Genomic DNA, 20,348 nt, shown 5'->3' on the forward strand with positions numbered 1-20,348 from the left:
GGATCTACCTGCGTCGATTCAAAGGGTCGAGACTCCCGTCTGTCCAAGACGTGCTCCGCACGATGTCCGATAGGCCGCGGATATGGCACCGGAGTATCAGCGGGGCCTATGAACGACAGTGCCGCTTCGTCTTGGACGACACCGAGGGGGTCCAGCAGGCTATCCATGCCTGTGATCCACAACACAGATCGGTTGTGTGGGCGGGTTTCGGAATTACTCGACGAGGAGAAGTGCAACGGTGTCGATGATCAGAGTGTCAGGGGTGTCGCATGCGTTCGCGACTCCCGGTAACGGAGTGGTGCACGCGCTCGAGGAGATCGATCTGGATATTGCGGACGGTGAGTTCGTGGCGATCGTGGGTCCCTCGGGTTGCGGCAAGACGACCTTGCTCAATGCCATGGCCGGTCTCGACACGCCCCTGGTGGGTGAGGTGACGGTGGCGGGGCGAGTGCCGCGGGCGGGCGATCCCGAGGTCGGCTACGTGCTGGCCCGAGATTCGCTGCTGCCGTGGCGAACCACGCTGGGTAATGCGGCTCTCGCACTGGAACTGCAGGGTGTGCCGGTAGCCGAACGTGAGGAGCGCGCCAGGGAGGCGCTGGGTGTCATGGGACTGGGCGATTTCGCCGATGCCTACGCGGCGCAACTCTCCCACGGCATGCGCCAGCGAGTGGCGTTGGCGCGGTCGTTTGCCGCGAGGCCGCGAATCCTGTTGATGGACGAACCGTTCTCCGCACTGGACGCGCAGACCCGGATCAACGTGCACGACGCGTTCCTCGCCGCCTGGGAGCGCAACAGGATGACGGTCGCCTTGATTACGCACGACCTGACGGAGGCGGTGGGCCTGGCCGACCGGGTGGTCATCATGACCAGACGCCCGGGGCGGATCAAATCGATCCACGAAGTGGATCTGCCCAGGCCGCGTTCGATGATCAACCTGCAGGGCAACGACCGGTTCCATCAGATATTCGAGACGATCTGGCACGACCTACGGGAAGAGGTCGTCGACGACGCCTCGTTCCGGGGGAAAGCGAAGGTGGCCTGACATGTCGATCGAAACCCGAAGTGCTACCGAAAGTTCAGGGCCGGAGTTGGGGGAGCCCTCGTCCGCAGGAGACCGCGAGCCGGCTGCATCGAAGCTCGACGGCCTGCTCACCCGGACGCGCCGCCGTGCCCACGAACGGCGGTGTGTCGTGTGGCCTTTGCAGGCCTGCGTCCTCATTCTGATCGTCGCGGCCTGGGAAGTGGTGGTCGATGCCGGTGCGATGCAGGAACTGTACGTGTCGAAACCGTCTGCCATCGCGACCGCCTTTCGCGACGGCATCGTCTCGGGGGCACTGCTGACCGATCTGAAGGTAACCCTGTACGAGACGTTGGTGGGGTTCGTTCTGGCCACGGTCGCGGGCATCGCCGTCGGATTGATTCTGTCTCAGCTTCCGCTGCTGAACGCGGTTTTTCGGCCCTTCTTCACCGCGTTCAACAACCTGCCCCGGCTGGCCTTGGCGCCGTTGTTCGTGCTGTGGTTCGGTCTGGGATCGGCGTCGAAGGTCGTTCTGGTTCTCTCGCTGTGCTTCTTCATCGTCATGTTCAACACCTACGCCGGACTGCAGAATGCGAACCGTGATCACCTGTTGCTGGCGAAGACCCTCGGTGCGCGCCGGATGATCCTGTTCCGCAAGTTCGTTCTTCCCTCCGCTGTTCCGACGATCTTCGCCGGCCTGCAGCTGGCGTTGACCTACGCCTTCCTCTCCGCCGTCGTCGGTGAGATGTTGTCGGGATCGACGGGGCTGGGTGCGTCGATGCAGCTGTCGTTGACGTCGTACCGGACCGCGGACTTCTTCGCTGCCCTGATTCTGCTGGTCATCGTGGCCACCACCTTCTCGGGCGTCATGCGCATCATCGAACGCAGGCAGCTGCACTGGAAGAGCTACGAGTTGCAAGGCCTGTGACCGCGGCGTCTCTGTGCAGTTGCATTGCTCAATCTTCGCGGACCAGGAGCGGTTCCGCGCCAATGAAGGACACGTATGTCTGTTGAAACACGATCGAGTAGAAGAGCGGCGAAGGGTATGGTGGCGATTGTCGCCGTGGCGCTCTCCGTGGTGACGGCTTGTGGTTCGCCCTCCGCAGGATCCGGCGCAGACGGCGGTACCACGGTGCGCCTCCAGAATTACGCCGGCGGATCCACCTATCTCGCGTATCTGACGAAGCAGCTCGGCTTCTTCGCGAACGAAGGTCTCGATGTCGAGATCGTCGACGTGTCGACGGGACCGCAGGCTGCGAATGCTCTTCTCTCCGGCTCTCTCGACGCTGCATTGCTCAATCCGTTCTTGGTCGAACCACTTCTGAGCCAGGGACAGAAACTCGAATTGATCAGTGGACAGAAGGGTCCGTACCCCTCGATCGTCGGATCGAAGGAGTTGACCCAGACCGGGTGGCCGCGCTCGCTGGAACAGTTGAAGGGCAAGAGCGTCGGTGTCCTCGCGTTGGGTGGCGCGGATCAGACCATGTGCGAGATCGCGCTGCGCGGTGCCGGCGTCGACAAGGACGATGTCACCTTCGTGGCGACCGGTTCCGGTCAGGGTACCGGCGCCGCCCTGTCCACGGGGAACGTCGATGCGGGCTGTGTGAGCGACGTCCCCACGGCTTCGCTGTCTGCCGAGGGCTTCCCGGTGCTGTTCGACTTCGTGAACCCTAAGGACCCGCTCGACGCGTACCCGGAGGAGGTGCGCGCCGTGACGGGCGACTTCTCCTACTTGCAGTACTGGTCGCGAAGCGAGTGGGCGCAACAGAATCCGCAGAAGGTGAATGGTCTACGCCGCGCGTTCGCGAAGGCGGTTGCCTGGATGCGCGATCCCGCCAACGGCGACGAACTGGTCTCCATCATGGCGGCGTCGCCGTATCACGTGAACACGCTCGCCGACGGTGCGTTCGCCGACTTCGTGCGGCGATCGGTCCCGCTCTACCACGTCGAGTTCTCCGAAGACAGCGCCCGAACGTGGATGCACATCATGGGCGACATCCGCAACGCACCGATGCCCCCGCAGAGCGAATGGGTCGACGAGTCGATACCGGCGACACAGGCTGAGGTCGACGAGCTGTTGACGGCAGCGCCGGGCAGGTAGGGCTCCATGCCGCCTCCGGCACCGGTAGTCACCGGTGCCGGACGGGGGTGGCTCGATCGTGAGGTAATCCCTATCGGAGCGCACGGTAACTCGTCTTGGACGTCGGCTCCGAAATGCGGTTTCCTCGATTCGAGTATCCAGAGACAGGAGTGACATCATGCGCGTCTTCGAGAACACGGACGACATCCTGGGGTCGGTGGGTGAGACGCTCGGCACCAGCGACTGGACGACAGTCACCCAGGACCAGGTCGACAAGTTCGCCGACGCCACCGGCGATCGTCAGTGGATACACATCGACGTAGAACGTGCGACCCGGGAGAGTCCGTTCGGCGGCCCGGTCGCGCACGGCTACCTGACCTTGTCGCTCGTGCCGATGTTCGGAAAGCAGATCTATCGCGTGGCGAATGCGAAGATGGGCGTCAACTACGGGTCCAACAAGGTTCGATTCCCCACCCCGGTACCAGTGGGCTCCAAGGTCCGGTCAACAGCGGTACTCACGGAGGCGACGGCAGTGTCGGACGACGTGGTGCAGATGGTGGTGACGCACACGGTCGAGGCCGACGGGGCGAGCAAGCCGGCTCTCGTGGCCGAGAGCGTGAGCAGAGTCTATTTCTGATGCGCAGCCTCGGCGACACCCGAACGAACCGGTTGACCCGGTCACTGCGGCGCGGTTCCGATCCGGATCCGCGATTCACCCTGGCCAACGAGCGCACCTTCCTGGCGTGGGTACGCACGGCCCTCGGCATCGTAGCGGCGGCGCTGGCGATCGAGGCGTTCAGTGGTGACATGTTGCCGGCCTCGCTGCGCGGCATCGTGGCGGTGGCGCTGCTCGTGTTCGCCGCGGTGCTCGTGGTGGTGGCCCTCCTGCGCTGGCTCCGCATCGAGATCGCGATGAGAACGGGCGGCAGCCTGCCCCTCCCGGGGATCTTCGTGGTGGTCACGGTATTCGTCGTAGCCGCGTGCGCGACCTTCGTGTCCGTCCTGCTGTCGTGAGCGCTGCCCCGGTCGCCGTGCACGACGATCCCGGACTCCAACCGGAACGGACCACACTCTCGTGGATTCGCACCCTGATCGTGTTCGGTGCCGACGCGATCCTTTTCGCGCGGATCTCGCCGGGACCGGCGCCGGCGGTGCTCGCGGTGGGAGGGTTGTGCCTGCTTTTCGGCGTCGTGGCGTTGTCGACGGCCGGCGCCCAGCACGCTCGCAGGGTCGAGAGATTCTCCGCGGGCACCGCCCCACCGGCGTTGACGGCCAACTTGCTGCTGACGCTGAGCGTCCTGTTGTTGAGCGGCAGTGCCGCCACCTTCATCCTCATGTGATCCTCGCGGAGGTGACCGCCGCCGTCACGCGGCACCGTTCCCATGCCACGACGCCGGACGAGGTTGCCGCCGTCTGCCATCGCTTTTTCCTAAGGATCGAATCGTGACTTCGTCGTGGTCCCGGCCGAAGAGCGGGGCGATGATCGAACACGCATCGGTTCGGCGCACCAGCCGGGTAGCGGGAGGGTCTGAACCGCGGGTCCTGAGCCGACAGCACCGTAGACACCGATTGTGGAAGGGATTCGATGAGCGCATCATCTCCATTGGAAGGCACCGTGAGCCTGGTGACGGGTGGCGGACGCGGAATCGGCCGGGCGAGCGCACTCGCGCTCGCCCGTGCGGGTGCCGCGGTTGTCGTGGCCGCCCGCAGCATCGACCAGGTCGAGGCCGTGGCGGAAGAGATCAGGGCCGAAGGGGATCGGGCACTGGCGTTGCAGGTGGATGTGACGGCCGCAGACCAGGTGCAGGCGATGGTCAAGCAGACGGTGGCAGAGTTCGGTGGCCTACACCTGATGCTGTGTAATGCGGGTGGGGGGCTCACTTCCGGGCGCCTGGGCGACAGTAATGCGGACGAGTGGACGAACACCATCTCGCTCAACCTCAATAGCGTGTTCCACTGTGCCCAGGCCGCCCTCCCTGTGATGTCCGGGCAGCAGAGCGGCAAAATCCTCGTGATGGGGTCCGGCACCGGACACGCGCCCACGCCCGGGTCGTCCGCGTATGCCGCGGCGAAAGCCGGTGTATCGCAGTTGGTCCAGGTGCTGGCACAGGAGGTGTGGCGGGACGGCATCGACGTCAACGAGATTGTGCCGGGGCCGGTAGCTACCGAGCTGACGAAAGACAACTTCACTTTGGGCGAGGCGCCCGCGATGTCGAAGATGGAACGAGTGAAGGCGCCGGACGAGGTGGCTGAGCTGGTGTTGTGGCTGGCCACGCGGCCGTCGTCGGGACCCACCGGTCAGGTCTTCAGCCTCGCGAGGAGGGCGCTGTGAGTCACCCCGACGCAGATGTCGTGCTCGTCCGACGCCACGAGAGTGGCCGCATGGACATCGAATTGAACCGCCCGGGCCGGAAGAACGCCCTGACGATCCCGATGGTGACCCAGCTCGCGAAAGCTCTCGCCGCCGCCCAGGGCGACGACACCGTCACCGCCGTACTGTTGCACGGCGCAGACGGATGTTTCAGCTCCGGACTGGATCTCGCCGAGGTCCGCCCGGGCGAGCCGGCGATCTCGGCCGCGATCGCCGAGTTGCACGTGCGCCTGGCAGGTCTCGAGAAGCCCTTGGTCGGGGCGCTCGAGAAGGCTGCAGTCAACGGTGCGGCGGCGATCGCTCTCGCCTGCGACGTGCTGATAGTGGGCGAGAAGTCATTCCTCGTGGTCAGCGAGGCGGAGATGGGTGTCGCCGCTCCGAACAACCTGCGATGGCTGCTGGCGAAGTATGACGTGAACCAGGCGCTACAGCTCACGTTGGCGTGTGAACGTCAATACGGTCCGGACCTGTTGCGCCGCGGATTCGCGTACGCGGTGACGCCGGACGAGGAGGTTCTGAGCCGGGCGACGGAACTCGCCGAGAAGATGGCGGCCTACCCCGGCGGCGGCGCCGCCGCCATGAAGCGAGCGATCCTGTCGCACGACACCTTGCACGTCTGAGATTTGTACCGGCGACACCCGAGTGGGTGACGACACGATGACAGCAGAAGACACAACGGACGGACGGCAGGGCGATGACGGAATCGACCTGATCACTGCAGCCGACGGGCGCCGGTTCGTGTTGCGGCGCCCGCCTCTGGGGCACATCCTCGCCGGCGCGTCATGACGATCGTCCCTGTGTACTCCCACCACCGAAACCGGCATTGTTCCGCACGACAACGAAGGTATACATGACCATTCGAACCGAAACCATTCGAGACGGCGTCCGCCTCCTGACGATGGATCGCCCGCATCGCCGCAATGCGCTCGATCCCGCCGACTATCAGGCACTCGCTACAGCGATCGAGGGTGCCGACAGCGATCCCGATGTGCGCGTATCTGTGCTCACCGGGGCCGGCGGTGTATTCACCAGCGGAAACGACATCGCGAGCTTTCAAGACGTCCAGACCGAGGGCGCCGGTGCCGGGATGGTTCTGCTCCGTGCACTGGTGTGTGCGCGTAAGCCGATCATCGCCGCGGTAGAGGGATTCGCGATCGGTATCGGAACCACGATGCTTCTGCATTGCGACTTCGCCTTCGCCGGCCGGGCCACTCGGTTCCGGGTTCCCTTCGTCCCGTTGGGGCTGTGCCCCGAGGGCGGGTCGAGCTACCTCCTGCCGCAGGTCGCGGGACTGAAGCGGGCCACCGAGTTGCTGATGCTGGGCGATCAGTTCGACGCCGACGATGCAGCGGAGGCCGGGTTGATCAACCGTGCCGTGCCGGATGGTGACGCGCTCGCGGTCGCGCTCGAGCGAGCGGAGCGGCTTGCCGCTGCGCCCGCCGAATCGGTGGAGGCGACGAAGTTGCTGCTGCGCCGGCCGATCCGTGACGCGGTGCTCCAGACACTGGACGTCGAGTCCGTACACTTCGGGAAGAGGCGGCAATCCGCGGAAGCACAAGCGGCTTTCGCCGGATTCATGCGAAGGTGAATGGCCGGAGGGTGATCGGCAGCGACGAAAGGTGACCTGCACATGAACGGTGCACAGTCGATAATCCGCACCCTCGTCGACTCGGGGGTGGAGGTGTGTTTCGGCAACCCCGGCACCTCCGAGATGCATTTCGTGGCCGCCCTCGATTCGGTTCCCGCGATGCGGGGTGTTCTGGGGCTGTCCGAAGGCACCGTGACCGGTGCCGCGGACGGTTACGCGCGCATCGCCGGTAAGCCCGCGGCGACGCTGCTGCACCTCGGGCCGGGGATGGCCAACGGGTTGGCGAACCTGCACAACGCACGTCGCGCGCACACGCCGATCGTGAACGTCGTCGGCGACCACGCCACGTACCACCATCGGCTCGACGCGCCCCTCGAATCGGACATCGATGCGCTCGCCGGCTGGCTCGAAGGCTGGTCGCGTCGCGCGGACAACACCGAATCGGCGGGCAAGGATACGGCAGATACTGTTGCGGCGGCATTGGATTCGCCGGGGCGATGCGCAACTTTGATCCTTCCCGCCGATGTGTCGTGGGGCGACGGTGGTGTACCCGCACCGCCGGTGACTCCTGCCGGCCGTCGGCCCGTCCCATCTGCGGCGGTGCGCGCGGCGGCGGCGCAGGTAACCGCGGACGGGCGAACCACCATTCTGCTCGGTGGCGAGGCGTGCCGCGAGCGTGGGCTGCGGGCCGCCGCCAGAATTGCCGCCGCAACGGGTGCCCAGGTACTGGTCGAGACGTTTCCGGCCCGACTCGAGCGCGGTGCCGGACTGCCCGCGTTCGACAGGCTGGGCTATCTTGCCGAGCAGGCCACACGGCAACTGGAAGGGGCGTCCGGCCTGATCCTGGCCGGAGTCGTATCCCCGGTGTCATTTTTCGCGTACCCGGGAAGGCCCGGCGACCTGGTGCCCGAGGGTGTCACCGTCACGACTCTCGCGGAGGTCGGGGACGACGTGACGGGCGCGCTCGAGGCGGTTGCGGACACTGTCGCGCCGGGCGTGGAGCCGACAGTTCAGGCTGAACGTCGCCCACCGCTGCCGAGTGGCCCACTGTCTGTTCGTAACTGGGCTGATGTGATCGGCGCGCTGCTTCCGGAGAACGCGATCGTCTCGGAGGAAGCGAACACCTCCGGCGGTGGAATTCCGGCGGCGATGTCCGGTGCGCCGCGGCACGACGTGTTGATGCTCACCGGTGGCGCGATCGGGCAGGGAATACCCGTGGCCACCGGTGCCGCTGTCGCGGCGCCGCACCGCCCGGTCGTCAACCTGCAGGCCGACGGAAGTGCGATATACACCATCAGTGCGTTGTGGACGCAGGCACGTGAGAACCTCGACGTCACCACGGTCCTGCTGAACAATCGCGCGTACGCGATCCTGAGAATGGAACTGCAACGGGTCGGGGCGGTAGGCGCAGGTGCTGCGGCGAATTCGATGCTCGATCTGTCTTCGCCGAACATGGACTACGTCAAGATAGCCGAGGGGTTCGGTGTCCCGGCCTCGCGTGCCACCACCGCAGAGGAATTGGCGGCGCAGTTCTCCGCCGCGCTCGCCGAGCCCGGCCCACACCTCATCGAGGCCGTGATCCCACCGCTGCTCTGACCGATCTGTCGGGATGTCCGTCCGAAGAGTCGGCGCGACAGACTCTTCGGACGGTATCGGTTACCTCACACCGCACCGCCCCGGGATCGGGCCCGGGCGGGGGCGGCGGCGATGACGCCGAACACCACCTGGTACCCCTGTGAGCGAAGTCTGTGCCCCACGGCCTGCCCGACTCCGCCGACACGGCCCGTGACCAATGCGACCGGATTCGGGGAGGTCATGACTTCTCCGACCGGTACTTGGCGAACTCGTGGCGCGCGACGACCTGCCGGTGGACCTCGTCGGGGCCGTCGGCGATGCGGATGCCCCGGGCGTGGGCATACAGGTCCGCGAGCGGCGTGGCATCGGAAACGCCGGAGGAGCCGTGGATCTGAATGGCGCGGTCGATCACCTGGCAGGCCATGTTCGCGGTCGCCACCTTGATCGCCGAGATCTGGTGCCGCGCACGCTTCGCCCCCACGGTGTCGATCAGATGCGCAGTCTGCAGTACCAGCAACCGGTTCGAATCGATGTCGATACGCGAGTTCGCGATGTCGGCGCGAACGGTGCCCTGTTCGGCGATCGGCCTCCCGAAGGCGATACGGGACTGTGCGCGACGGCACGCCAGTTCCAGTGCACGCTCGGCGGAGCCGATCAGGCGCATGCAGTGGTGGATTCGGCCGGGACCCAGGCGCGCCTGAGAGAGCGTGAAGCCGCTGCCCTCTTCCGAGAGAAGGTTCGTGGCGGGAACACGCACGTTCTCGAGAACGATTTCGCAGTGGCCGTGCTGATCCTGGAATCCGAAAACCGGAAGCGGGCGAACAACAGTGACACCGGGAGTGTCCATGGGGACGAGAATCATCGACTGCTGACGGTGCCGATCGGCGTCGGGATCGGTCTTGCCCATGAGCACCAATACCTTGCACTCGGGTGAGGCGGCGCCGGAGATGAACCACTTGTGGCCGTTGATGACGTAGTCGTCACCGTCCCGTTCGATCCGGGTCTCGATATTGGTGGCGTCCGATGAGGCGACGTTGCGTTCGGTCATTGCGAACGAGGAACGGATCTCGCCGTCGAGCAGCGGCCGAAGCCACTGCGACTTCTGCTTTTCGGTGCCGAACATGTGCAGTAGTTCCATGTTGCCGGTATCGGGTGCGGCGCAGTTGAACACCACCGGGGCGAATCGGAGGGAGCGGCCCATCGACTCGCACATCTGCGCGTACTCGACGTTGGTGAAACCCGAGACCGCGGGCAGCCACAGGTTCCACAGGTCGCGTTTTCTGGCCTCGATCTTCAATTCCTCGACGATGGTGGGCACGTCGTGGTTGTCGTAGCCGAGTTCGGCGCGTTGCCGGTGGTAGACCTCTTCGTTCGGAAGGATGAACTCCTCCATGAAGGCGTCCACCAGTTCGAGGGTGTCTTGCGCACGGGATGACAGGGTCAGGTCCACGACACTTCCTTGTCTTGTCAGGATGCTTGACGAATGAGTCGAACGATCGTCGCGCCAGCGGACGAGGTCAAAGACGCGTTGCCTTACGGATCGGATAGGTCCCGATAATCACCGCAGGTCGCAGCCACGCGTTGGGCGATGTCGTTCACGGCGGCGGGCACGTGTGGAAGGTCCGCCCATATTCACGACCTATTTCAACCTACGACAAGGCGTCTTGGACAGTACGCGGCCGATGCCCCTTGAATTGGTGGACTATCTCTCCACTTCCGATGTCAGAGGAGCACAGATGCGAGCATGGCAGATCACCCGACTGGGGCAACCCGACGATGCCCTCGAACTCGTCGAGTCGCCCGATATCGCGCCGGGGCCTGGTGAGGTCGCGGTTCGGGTCGCTGCTGCCGCGTTGGGGTTTCCCGACTTGCTGTTGTGCCGCGGGGATTACCACGACAAGCCGGAGTTGCCCTTCACCATCGGCGGTGAAGCGGCGGGCACTGTCATCGAGGTCGGCCCGGGTGTGGACGGCAGGGATGTGGGCGACCGGGTGATCGTCACGGCCGGGACGACTGTCGGCGGCGCGCTGGCCGATCGGCTCGTTGTTCCGGCTGATCGAATACTCCCGGCACCGGAGGGGATGCCGCTCGATCAGGCGGCGGCATTCTTCGTCGCGTACCAGACCTCGTACATGGCGCTGTTCCGTCGAGGTGGGTTGCGTAGCGGCGAGACCCTGCTGGTCCACGGCGCATCGGGCGGAATCGGCAGCGCCGCGGTGCAGTTGGGTAAGGCCGTGGGAGCGCGGGTGATCGCCGTCGCCGGCGGTCCCGCAAAGGCCGAGGTATGCCGCCGCCTCGGCGCGGACGAGGTCATCGACCACAGGGAGGAAGATTTCGTCGCGGTCGTGAAGGATCTGACCGATGGCCGCGGCGCCGACGTGATCTACGACTCGGTGGGTGGAGACGTCTTCGACCGATCCCGTCGGTGCATCGCGGTCGAGGGCAGGCTGCTCGTGGTCGGGTTCGCGGGCGGGACGATTCCGCAGTTCTCCGTGAATCATGCTTTGTTGAAAAATTATTCGGTGGTCGGTTTCCGCACGCGCCCGTTCCGCGACGATCCGGTCTATGTCCGGGAGGTGCACGACGCGCTGTGCGAGTTCCATTCGCGTGGACTGGTGTCACCTCTGGTGGACACGGTCGACTTCGACGCGGTTCCGAAGGCGGTGTGCGAACTCGGTGAACGAACGGTCGTGGGCCGATTGGTTGTGCGGGTGTCCTGAACGATGCTGCGCTACGACCGAGACTCGAAGGAGAAGATGATATGGGTTTGACGAACACCGCGGAACATCGTGCGCTTCGCGAGGCGGTTCGAGAGTTCCTCGCCGAGACCAGCGAACCCGCGGAAGTGCTGGCCGTCCAGGAGACCGAACTTGGATACCGGACCGAGATGTGGGCCACGATGGCCGAGCAGCTCGAACTGCAAGGGATGCTCGTCGACGAGCAGTACGGCGGTTCGGGCGCGGGTATCGGCGATCTCGTTGTGGTGGCGGAAGAATTCGGACGTTTCGCGGCGTGCAGTCCCTTCTTTTCCAGTTCTGTACTGACCACTTCGGCGATTGCGGACTGCGCTCAGGAACATTGGCGCAGTGAACTTCTACCCGGCCTCGCCGCGGGCACGCGCATCGGGTGCTTGGCGTTTGCAGACGTCGATGGGTGGTGGACCGAGGGCTCGGAGCCTGTGCGTGCTCGCCGGGACGGTGCCGGCTGGCGGCTGGACGGTCGAGCGCATCAGGTGATCTTCGGTCACTGCGCCGACCTCGTCGTGGTGGCGGCCCGTACCGACGACGGAATCGGACTGTTTCTCACCGATCCGGTCGACCGCGGTGTTCGGCGGGATCGGCAACCGGTGCTGGACCTGACGCGCCCGCTCACGACCTTCACCTTCGACAGCGCGGCGGCGCAGAGGATCAGTGGTGACGCCGACGTATCCGAGGCTCTGTCCGGAGCCTTCGACAAGTCACTGGTCGTGCAGGCGGCCGAGAGGGTCGGCGGAGCTCGCCGGTGTGTCCATCTGACGACCGACTATGCGAAGACGCGTAGCCAGTTCGGCCGCCCGATCGGTGCGAACCAGGCGGTCAAGCACGGACTGGCAGACCTGGTCCGCGTGCTCGAGCCGATTGCCGCCGCCGTCGATGTCGCAGCGCATGCGGCCGATACCCACGCCCCGGAACTGCCGGCACTCGTGAGCCTGCTCAGCGTCGCGGGGAGTGAGCGATACCTGCAGATCGCCGGCGAATCGATTCAATTACACGGTGCAATCGGCTTCACGTGGGAGCACGAGGCCCACCTGCATCTCAAGAGGGCCAAGACTGACCAACTGATGTTCGGATCCTCGACGTGGCACCGCGAGCGTCTGCTCGATGGAGTTCTGGCGACCGCCGGCGCCATGCCGGACGCACTGGTTCGTGCCGACGAGCCTGCACCACTGGCGGAACTGCGGGCCGAGGTCCGCGCCTGGCTCGCCGACCACCGCGCGGAGGGGATGCCCCTCGAATATGCGCAGGAACCATTCGGCCACGAAGACTCCGACGCGGAGAAGCGCTGGATCGATCTGCTGCGAGAGGGCCGTTGGCTGTGCCTGTCGTGGCCGGTGGAACACGGCGGCCGGGGGCTGGGACCTGTCGAGAACTTGGTGGTCGAGGAAGAATTCGCCCACGCACGCCTCCGACGCCCGCAACTCGGCATGGGTGAGAGCCTGCTCGCGCCGGCGCTGCTGGCACACGGGACGGAGGACCAGAAACGGCGGTTCCTGCCGCGCATTCTGTCGGGCGAGGACATCTGGTGTCAGGGATTCTCCGAGCCCGAGACCGGATCCGACCTCGCCTCGCTGCGAACCGTCGGAACCGTGGACGGCGATGAAGTACGGATCACCGGAGACAAGATCTGGACCAGTCACGGGGACCAGGCAAACATGATGTTCCTGCTGTGCCGCACCGACCGCGAAGCGCCGAGACACCGGGGTATCTCCTACGTACTCGTTTCCATGGCGGACAACGGTATCGATGTCGATCCCATCCGGAGGCCCTCGGGGGACAGTGGATTCGCACAGGAACGAATCACCGACGCCCGCGCCCCACTGACCGACGTGGTGGGCGGGCTCGGCAACGGCTGGAAGGTCGCGATGACGACGCTCGGTGCCGAACGGGCGGGCCTGGCGGCAACGCAGTATGTCGGCTATCGCCACGAACTGGGTGTGCTGGTGGAGAGACTCGAAAAGGTCGGCGGGCTGGGCGACGCGATCGTCCGGCAGCGGCTCGCGGAACTCGCGGTCGAGGTCGAACTCATGCGCGTCGTCGGTTCCGTGATCGGCGCCCGAGTCGCGGCGGGGCAACCGGTGGACGAGTTGCTGGCGATCGACAAAGTCAACTGGTCGGAGTATCACTGCATCTTCGGTTCGACGGCACTCGACCTCATCGGCGCGTCCGCGCTGATTCGTCCCGAGGGCGACGGCTATCCGCTGGATGCGCTGCAACGCGTGTTTCTCGAGAGCCGTGGCCGCCGGATTGCCCGAGGGTCGAATCAGATTCAACGCAACATCATCGGTGAGCGCGTCCTGGGGTTGCCGCGGTGACGACGACCGCCTCGAACTGATACTGCCGTCCCGCTGCTACTCGGGGAGTGGCGACCACCCGCACGGTCACAGCCGCGGTGGGTGGTCGGCGCGACGTTCGCTCCGAGTCACGGGGATACCGCCCGCCTGCTCACGTTGAATGCGGCGTGGCGCGGCGACCAGGCAAGGACTTCCGGCATGCCCCTGTGAGTGGCTGACGAGTCTCTGCGCTCGTTCCCCGTTCACAGGGTGAAAACTCGACAAGGAGTGTGTGTGGACGCGAATGCATTGTTCGACGTGCGGGGCAAGACCGTCGTCGTTACCGGAGGCTCGCGCGGCATCGGTCGGATGATCGCCCAGGGCTTCGTCGAGGCCGATGCGACGGTGGTGATCTGCGCCCGTAAAGCGGGGCCGTGTGTGGACACGGCAGTGGAGTTGTCGGCGTTGGGACCGGGGACGTGCCTGGCGCATCCGGCAGATCTGTCGACTGCGGAGGGAATCGACAGTCTGACCGCCCGGATGGCCGACGTGGCGCCCGGCGTGGATGTTCTGGTCAACAATGCCGGGGCGGCCTGGGGTGCGCCGGTCGACGAGTTCCCCGCGTCCGGTTTCGACAAGATTTTCGACATCAACGTCAAGGGCGTATTCGCACTCACCCAGGCACTGTTGCCGCGGCTGCGGGCCGCGGCGACGGACGCCGATCCCGCCCGCGTGATCAACATCGGCTCGGTCGACGGTCTCGTGATCTCACGGACCGACAATTTCTCGTATGGGGCGAGCAAGGCCGCCGTGCACATGCTCACCCGCAAGCTGGCTGCGACGCTGGCACCCGACCAGATCACCGTCAACGCCATCGCGCCGGGGCCGTTCCCGAGCAAGATGACCGCTCATGCATTCGACGACGAGGAGCGGCACCGTCAGGTTCTCGACCGGGTGCCGCTAGGTCGGGTCGGGAGCGAGGAAGACGTCGCGGGAGCGGCGATCTTCCTGTCGTCCCGCGCGGGGGCCTTTCTGACCGGAGCCGTGATTCCCGTCGACGGGGGAGTCAGCGGCGCGAGGTGACCGTTCCGGCCGGTTCCGTCCGGCCGCATGCGGGCACAATCGAGAGTATCGATCGAGAGAACAGGCACGAGGCGATGAGCTGGTATGACGACAGGCCGTGGCTGGCGCACTACGACGACATCGCGAAGACCACGTCGTCGTCGGCGTCGCGAACGACGACCGCGATGCTCGCGGAGGCGGTGGCGTCGTCGCCGGACGGTCCGGCGGTGAGCTATCTCGGGGCGACGCTGACCTACCGAGATGTCGACGAACTCAGCGACGGCGTCGCCGACTACCTCCGTGAGCAGGGGTTCCGTCCCGGCGACCGGCTGGGCCTGTACCTGCAGAACGTCCCGCAGTTCGTGCTCGCCCTGTTCGGGGCGTGGAAAGCCGGCGGAGTCGTGGTCCCGCTCAACCCGATGTATCGGGACGAACTCGTCCACATCTTCGCGGACGCTGAGGTGACGGCACTGGTCTGCGGTGAGAGCGAGTGGGCGGACCATGTTGCGTCACGCGCAGGAGAAGCCGGCATTCGGATCGTTCTCACCGCAAGCGAGCTCGATCTGCAGGTATCGAACGACCGGCGTCTGTTCGCGGGCCGTGAGCGCATTCGGAGCCGGGGTGTCGAGGATTTGCTGGAGGTCGCGAGGTCGCGGGCCGGCCGTACGGCACCGGACCCGGAATTGCGTCCCGACAGCATTGCGCTCGTGTCGTACACCTCCGGGACGAGCGGACGGTCCAAGGGCGCCACCAACACGCATGGGAATCTTTGTGCCAACAGCTCCAACCTGCGTCTGCTGTCGCGTGTCCCCTCCGGTTCACCGGTATTCGCCTTGGCTCCGCTGTTCCACATCACCGGCATGGTCGGCCAATTGCTCAACGCGGTCGATTTGGTGAGCCCGCTCGTGCTGGCGTACCGCTTCGAACCGGGTGTGGTGCTCGACGTCCTGCGGCGTGCGCGTCCCGCCTTCATGGTGGGACCGTCCACTGCATACATGGCACTGATGTCCCATCCAGATTTCTCCAGGGACGCTTTCGGTTCGTTCCGGACCGTTGCGTCTGGTGGTGCTCCGTTGCCCCACGCGGTGGTGGAGCGGTTCCGGGACGCGACCGGGCTGTACCTTCGCAACGGCTACGGCCTCACCGAATCGTCCGCGGGGACCGCCGCTGTACCGGCGGGAAGGGAAGCTCCGGTCGACCTGGACTCGGGCACGCTGTCGGTCGGTGTGCCGCTCCCGGCAGCGCTGGTGCGGATCGTGGACGAGAATCGTCGTGACCTGGGGCCCGGTGAGGTCGGGGAGATCACTGTCGAGGGGCCGATGGTCGTACCCGCCTACTGGAATCTGCCGAAAGCGACCTCGCAATCGATACCGAACGGCCGTTTGTACACCGGTGATGTCGGTTTCATGGACAGGGACGGTTGGTTGTATGTCGTGGACCGCAAGAAGGACATGATCAACGCTTCGGGGTTCAAGGTGTGGCCTCGTGAGGTCGAGGACGTGCTGTATCAGCATCCGGCGGTACGGGAGGCCGCAGTCGTCGGGATACCCGACGACTACCGCGGCGAAACGGTTGCCGCGTTCGTCAGTCTGCGGCCGGGACATGCGGTCGAGCCGCAGGAGGTGGTGGAGTTCTGCCGGGAGCGTCTGGCCGCATACAAGGCACCCCGGTCCGTGGAGGTGCTCGACGAGTTGCCGAAGACCGCCAGCGGAAAGATCTTGCGTCGTGAGATGCGTTGAACACGAGGATCTTTCGATAGACGATCTGCGTTGCGTCAGGCATACGATCTGTCGATCGTCGGAATAGGGGCCTGGTCTTTGATCTCTGTCACACATGCCATTTGAATTGACTTTCATGAGCGCAATCACAGCTGCCGAGACGGAGACCCACTCATGACTGTCACCAACGGCCCGAATCGCGCGGGCAGTTCCGAGGTTGAGATGACCGAGGCAACCCATCCGGTGGGAGCCCGAACAGCACGTACCGCGTGGAGCATCACGTTTCTCGTGATGATCCTGCAAACGGTGAACTTCGCCGACAAGGCCGTGCTCGGTATCGTCGCCCGCCCGCTGTCGGAGGACCTGGGCCTGTCGAACGCCGACATCGGGCTCCTCGGCAGCCTCTTCTACGTCTTGTTCGTCGTGACCGGTCTGCTGGGAGGTTTCATCGCCGATCGGGTGAAGATCGTCTGGGTACTTCTGGCGATGGCTCTGCTCTGGTCGCTGGTGCAGATCCCGATCCTGCTGGTCGGTACGTTCGGGGCGTTGATCATCAGCCGGGTCCTCCTCGGCGCCGCCGAAGGACCGGCCTCGTCGCTCTCGAACGTGGCGGTGTTCGGGTGGTTCCCGAAGAGCAAACGCGGGCTTCCCTCCGCCGTGGTCACGTCCGGCACGTCGTTGGCCAAGATTCTCATGGCGCCCGCGCTCACCCTCGTCGTTGCCGCGTACGGCTGGAAGGCGGCGTTCTTCACGATGATGGTCGTCGGCGCCGTGTGGGCGGCGGTGTGGCTGGTGGTCGGCAAGGACGGCCCCTACTCGGTGCACACGGCCCGGGAGCGCGCGAAGTTGTCGGGAGACACGGGCAGGGTGAAGCGGGTGAGCATCCTCGAGATCGCGGCGCTGCCGACCTTCTGGGGCGGCGTGCTCGGCATGTTCGCCATCTACGGCATGGTCGCGGTGATCCTGACCTGGCTCCCGTCGTACTTCGAGCAGGGGCTCGGCTACAGCCGAGTCAACTCCGGATTCCTCTTCGCGCTGCCCAGCGTGACCGGGATGGCGGCGATGCTGCTCGGTTCGTTCGTCACGGACCGACTTGCCGGACGGGGTACGACGGTGCGTGTCTCGCGCGGGCTCGTGTCGGCGGTCGCACTGCTGTTGTGCGGTGCCTGCCTGGCCGTGATTCCGTTCGTGACCAGTTCCTGGATCGCGGTGGTCCTGGTCGTCACGGGTTACGGCGTCGGTGTGGCCACCTTCCCCCTGATGTTCGTCGCCGTGAGTCACATCAGCCCGGAGCGTCAGGTCGCGTCGACCCTGGGTGTGTTCGTCGCGCTGTTCCAGACGTCCGGAATTCTGGCTCCCTGGCTCACCGGGTACCTCGTGGACGCGGCACAGAATCCGGTCGACGGGTATACGACGGCCTTCCAGATCTTCGGTGTGGTGGCGATCGTGGGCGCCGTCGTGATGTTCCTGACCGTCGACCCCGAACGGGATCGTGCACGGGTCGCGGCGATCGATCCGCTGACCAACGCCGACGGCGCGGCCGAGGACGAGGAGCTCTACGCGGCGCCGCGCGGCGACGACAGCGCGCGTTGACCGACAAGCCTCCCTCTCGAACGACCAGCGTCACCATGCAGGACGCCCGATAACCCGGTGAGCCCGGGCGTCGCCTACTCGATTCACCCGCTCACCCCGAAAGGTATGTGCATGTCCACCCAGTACAGCGTCGCCGGAAGCGTCGCCATCATCCGCCTCGACAATCCGCCGGTCAACGGTCTCGGGCTGTCCACCCGGCAGGGGATTCTGCGGGACCTCACCCGTGCCCTGGACACGCCGGAGGTCGAGTCGATCGTGCTGACCGGCAACGGCAAGTTCTTCTCCGCCGGCGCCGACATCTCCGAATTCGGCACCCCCAAGTCCTCGATGGAGCCGTCGCTGCGCACCGTGATCGAGGCGCTCGAGGATTCGGCCAAACCGGTGGTCGCGGCTATCGAGGGGACGTGTTTCGGCGGCGGCCTCGAACTCGCGCTCGGCGCCCACTACCGGGTCGCGGCGACGTCCGCGAAAGTCGGCCTGCCGGAGGTGAAGCTGGGGTTGGTGCCCGGCGCCGGCGGTACGCAACGACTGCCCCGGGTGTTGAACGTGCGGACCGCAGCCGACATGATCACCGGTGGATCGCCCCGCACGGCCGGTGTGCTGGCTGCCGACCCGGACCAGCGGTTGTTCGATCGCGTAGTCGATTCCGATACGGTTTCCGCCGCAACACAGTTCGCCGCCGAGGTGACCGCGTCCGGTCGGCGACCGCGGATCCGGGACCTCGAGGTGGCCGGTACCGAGGACCTCGGAGCGGTGCGCGCGCAGCTGACCAAGCGGAGCCGCGGATTCGCGGCGCCCCTGATTGCCCTCGACCTCGTCGAGAAGGCATGCAGCCTCCCCTTCACCGAGGGCCTCGACGCCGAGCGCGCAGCGTTCCTCGAATTGGTGGGCGGTGATCAGTCGGCGTCGATGCGGCACGCGTTCTTCGCGGAACGGACGGCCCGGAAGATTCCGGGGATGCCCGCCGACACCGCGGTGCGGACGCTGCGGAAGGTGGCGGTGGTCGGCGCCGGCACCATGGGTGGCGGCATTGCCATGAACTTTGTCAACGCCGGTATCCCGGTCACGGTGCTCGAGACCTCGCAGGAACCACTCGACCGCGGTCTCGCCACGATTCGCCGCAACTATCAGGCGCAGGTGGACAAGGGGAAGCTGACGTCCGACGTCCTGGAGACGCGAATGGGGCTGCTCCACCCCACCGTCGACTACTCCGATCTCGCGGACTGTGATCTGGCCATCGAGGCCGTGTTCGAAGACATGGACGTGAAGCGCGCGGTTTTCACCAACCTGGACGAGGTGATGAAGCCCGGTGCGATCCTGGCGTCCAATACGTCGACCCTCGATGTCGACGCGATCGCCGAGTTCACCGGCCGGCCGGAAGACGTGGTCGGGATGCACTTCTTCAGCCCCGCGAACGTGATGACGTTGCTCGAGATCGTGCGCGCAGACAAGACCGCCGACGACGTTCTCGCGACCGCGTCGGCCGTCGGGCAGCGGATCGGCAAGGTCACGGTGGTGTCCGGAGTGTGCGATGGGTTCATCGGAAATCGAATGCTGGCCCGGTACCGACGGGCCGCCAACATTCTGCTCGAGGCGGGGGCGTCTCCGGAACAGATCGATTCCGCCATCGAGGGTTTCGGGTACGCGATGGGACCGTACCGGGTCGGCGACCTGGCCGGCGGCGACATCGGGTGGGCGATCCGCAAGCGCCGCTACGCCGAGAACCCGGACATGCCACGAGAGGAGATTTCCGACCGGCTGTGCGAGATGGGCCGATTCGGGCAGAAGACGGGAGCGGGCTGGTACGACTACGAGCCCGGTCGTCGGGACGCCATTCCGAGCCCCGTCGTCGCGGAACTGCTCGAGTCGTACCACCGGGAGAAGGGCACCCGGCGGCAGGAATTTTCTCCCGACGAGATCGTGCAGCGACTGGTCTTCGCGCTCGTCGACGAGGGTGCACGGATTCTGGACGAGGGAATCGCGTTGCGCGCCTCCGACATCGACGTGGTCTATCTGGCGGGATACGGTTTCCCCCGGCATCGTGGTGGGCCGATGTTCCATGCCGACACCATCGGTCTCGACACGGTCGAGGAAGCCCTGCGGACGTTCGACCCCGGCACCGAACCGGCACCCCTGCTGACGCGATTGGCGAAGGAAGGCAAGACCTTCAACTGACACCGGGGTACGGCGAATGCGGTCCGGGGGCGGGGGAGGGGGGGGGGGTTTCTCTCGCGCCCGGACCTCCCGCTTCGGCACTCTCTTTGCTCCCCACGCCCGCCCCCCTCCAGGGGACACAGGGAAGCAGCGAAAAAAC

18 protein-coding genes are annotated in these 20,348 nt (G+C 65.7%); 16 read left to right on the top strand and 2 right to left on the bottom strand.

Annotation, left to right across the window (positions count from 1 at the left end; all coding sequences use genetic code 11):
• Positions 1 to 244: 244 nt before the first annotated feature.
• The 10 genes from ACFU5V_RS24410 (at position 245) to ACFU5V_RS24455 (ending at position 8,653) form a co-directional block, all read left to right on the top strand.
• Complete coding sequence (locus tag ACFU5V_RS24410; RefSeq protein WP_378702710.1) at positions 245 to 1,042, top strand: ABC transporter ATP-binding protein; 798 nt, start codon at positions 245 to 247, stop codon at positions 1,040 to 1,042.
• A 1-nt stretch (position 1,043) separates the two neighbouring features.
• Positions 1,044 to 1,946 carry an ABC transporter permease gene (locus ACFU5V_RS24415; RefSeq protein WP_378702621.1) on the top strand — a complete coding sequence of 301 codons (903 nt, stop codon included), beginning with the start codon at positions 1,044 to 1,046 and terminating at the stop codon, positions 1,944 to 1,946.
• A gap of 117 nt (positions 1,947 to 2,063) precedes the next feature.
• On the top strand, positions 2,064 to 3,119 hold the full coding sequence (locus ACFU5V_RS24420) for an ABC transporter substrate-binding protein (protein WP_378702623.1): 1,056 nt from the start codon (positions 2,064 to 2,066) through the stop codon (positions 3,117 to 3,119).
• Between the two features lie 157 nt (positions 3,120 to 3,276).
• A complete protein-coding gene (locus ACFU5V_RS24425; protein ID WP_378702625.1) occupies positions 3,277 to 3,735 on the top strand; it encodes a MaoC family dehydratase in 459 nt (152 codons plus the stop codon).
• Positions 3,735 to 4,112, top strand: coding sequence for a YidH family protein (locus ACFU5V_RS24430; protein ID WP_378702627.1), 378 nt, complete (start codon positions 3,735 to 3,737; stop codon positions 4,110 to 4,112). The genes ACFU5V_RS24425 and ACFU5V_RS24430 overlap by 1 nt, the downstream gene beginning before the upstream one ends.
• Complete coding sequence (locus ACFU5V_RS24435; protein WP_378702629.1) at positions 4,109 to 4,438, top strand: DUF202 domain-containing protein; 330 nt, start codon at positions 4,109 to 4,111, stop codon at positions 4,436 to 4,438. Before ACFU5V_RS24430 ends, ACFU5V_RS24435 begins: the two co-directional genes overlap by 4 nt.
• A gap of 275 nt (positions 4,439 to 4,713) precedes the next feature.
• Complete coding sequence (locus ACFU5V_RS24440; RefSeq protein ID WP_378702631.1) at positions 4,714 to 5,430, top strand: SDR family NAD(P)-dependent oxidoreductase; 717 nt, start codon at positions 4,714 to 4,716, stop codon at positions 5,428 to 5,430.
• Positions 5,431 to 5,480: 50 nt separating this feature from the next.
• Complete coding sequence (locus tag ACFU5V_RS24445) at positions 5,481 to 6,089, top strand: enoyl-CoA hydratase/isomerase family protein (protein ID WP_378702633.1); 609 nt, start codon at positions 5,481 to 5,483, stop codon at positions 6,087 to 6,089.
• A 230-nt stretch (positions 6,090 to 6,319) separates the two neighbouring features.
• Positions 6,320 to 7,057, top strand: a complete 738-nt coding sequence (locus tag ACFU5V_RS24450) for an enoyl-CoA hydratase-related protein (protein WP_378702635.1) — start codon at positions 6,320 to 6,322, stop codon at positions 7,055 to 7,057.
• A gap of 42 nt (positions 7,058 to 7,099) precedes the next feature.
• Positions 7,100 to 8,653 (top strand): acetolactate synthase large subunit, encoded by a 1,554-nt coding sequence (locus ACFU5V_RS24455; RefSeq protein WP_378702637.1) that lies wholly within the window; start codon positions 7,100 to 7,102, stop codon positions 8,651 to 8,653.
• Positions 8,654 to 8,718: 65 nt separating this feature from the next.
• On the opposite strand, the gene ACFU5V_RS24460 is transcribed toward ACFU5V_RS24455, so the two are convergent.
• Both ACFU5V_RS24460 and ACFU5V_RS24465 read right to left on the bottom strand, forming a co-directional pair.
• Positions 8,719 to 8,874: a hypothetical protein gene (locus tag ACFU5V_RS24460; RefSeq protein ID WP_378702639.1), complete on the bottom strand. Its 156-nt coding sequence runs from the start codon at positions 8,872 to 8,874 to the stop codon at positions 8,719 to 8,721.
• Positions 8,871 to 10,082 carry an acyl-CoA dehydrogenase family protein gene (locus tag ACFU5V_RS24465; RefSeq protein ID WP_378702641.1) on the bottom strand — a complete coding sequence of 404 codons (1,212 nt, stop codon included), beginning with the start codon at positions 10,080 to 10,082 and terminating at the stop codon, positions 8,871 to 8,873. Before ACFU5V_RS24465 ends, ACFU5V_RS24460 begins: the two co-directional genes overlap by 4 nt.
• 286 nt (positions 10,083 to 10,368) lie before the next feature.
• On the opposite strand from ACFU5V_RS24465, the gene ACFU5V_RS24470 reads away from it, so the two are divergent.
• From ACFU5V_RS24470 to ACFU5V_RS24495, 6 genes are all read left to right on the top strand, one after another.
• Entirely contained in the window at positions 10,369 to 11,352 is a 984-nt protein-coding gene (locus ACFU5V_RS24470; protein ID WP_378702643.1) for an NADPH:quinone oxidoreductase family protein, read from the top strand.
• A gap of 41 nt (positions 11,353 to 11,393) precedes the next feature.
• A complete protein-coding gene (locus ACFU5V_RS24475; RefSeq protein ID WP_378702645.1) occupies positions 11,394 to 13,703 on the top strand; it encodes an acyl-CoA dehydrogenase in 2,310 nt (769 codons plus the stop codon).
• Positions 13,704 to 13,955: 252 nt separating this feature from the next.
• Entirely contained in the window at positions 13,956 to 14,744 is a 789-nt protein-coding gene (locus tag ACFU5V_RS24480) for an SDR family oxidoreductase (RefSeq protein ID WP_378702647.1), read from the top strand.
• A 74-nt stretch (positions 14,745 to 14,818) separates the two neighbouring features.
• Positions 14,819 to 16,462, top strand: a complete 1,644-nt coding sequence (locus tag ACFU5V_RS24485) for an AMP-binding protein (protein WP_378702649.1) — start codon at positions 14,819 to 14,821, stop codon at positions 16,460 to 16,462.
• 153 nt (positions 16,463 to 16,615) lie between these two features.
• Entirely contained in the window at positions 16,616 to 18,034 is a 1,419-nt protein-coding gene (locus ACFU5V_RS24490; RefSeq protein ID WP_378702650.1) for an MFS transporter, read from the top strand.
• Positions 18,035 to 18,145: 111 nt separating this feature from the next.
• The gene (locus tag ACFU5V_RS24495) at positions 18,146 to 20,209 is read left to right on the top strand and encodes a 3-hydroxyacyl-CoA dehydrogenase NAD-binding domain-containing protein (protein ID WP_378702652.1); all 2,064 of its coding nucleotides are present in this window, start codon (positions 18,146 to 18,148) and stop codon (positions 20,207 to 20,209) included.
• The last annotated feature ends 139 nt before the right edge of the window (positions 20,210 to 20,348 follow it).

Origin of the sequence: Rhodococcus sp. NPDC057529 (assembly GCF_042802055.1) — a bacterium.
Lineage (GTDB): Bacteria > Actinomycetota > Actinomycetes > Mycobacteriales > Mycobacteriaceae > Rhodococcus_F.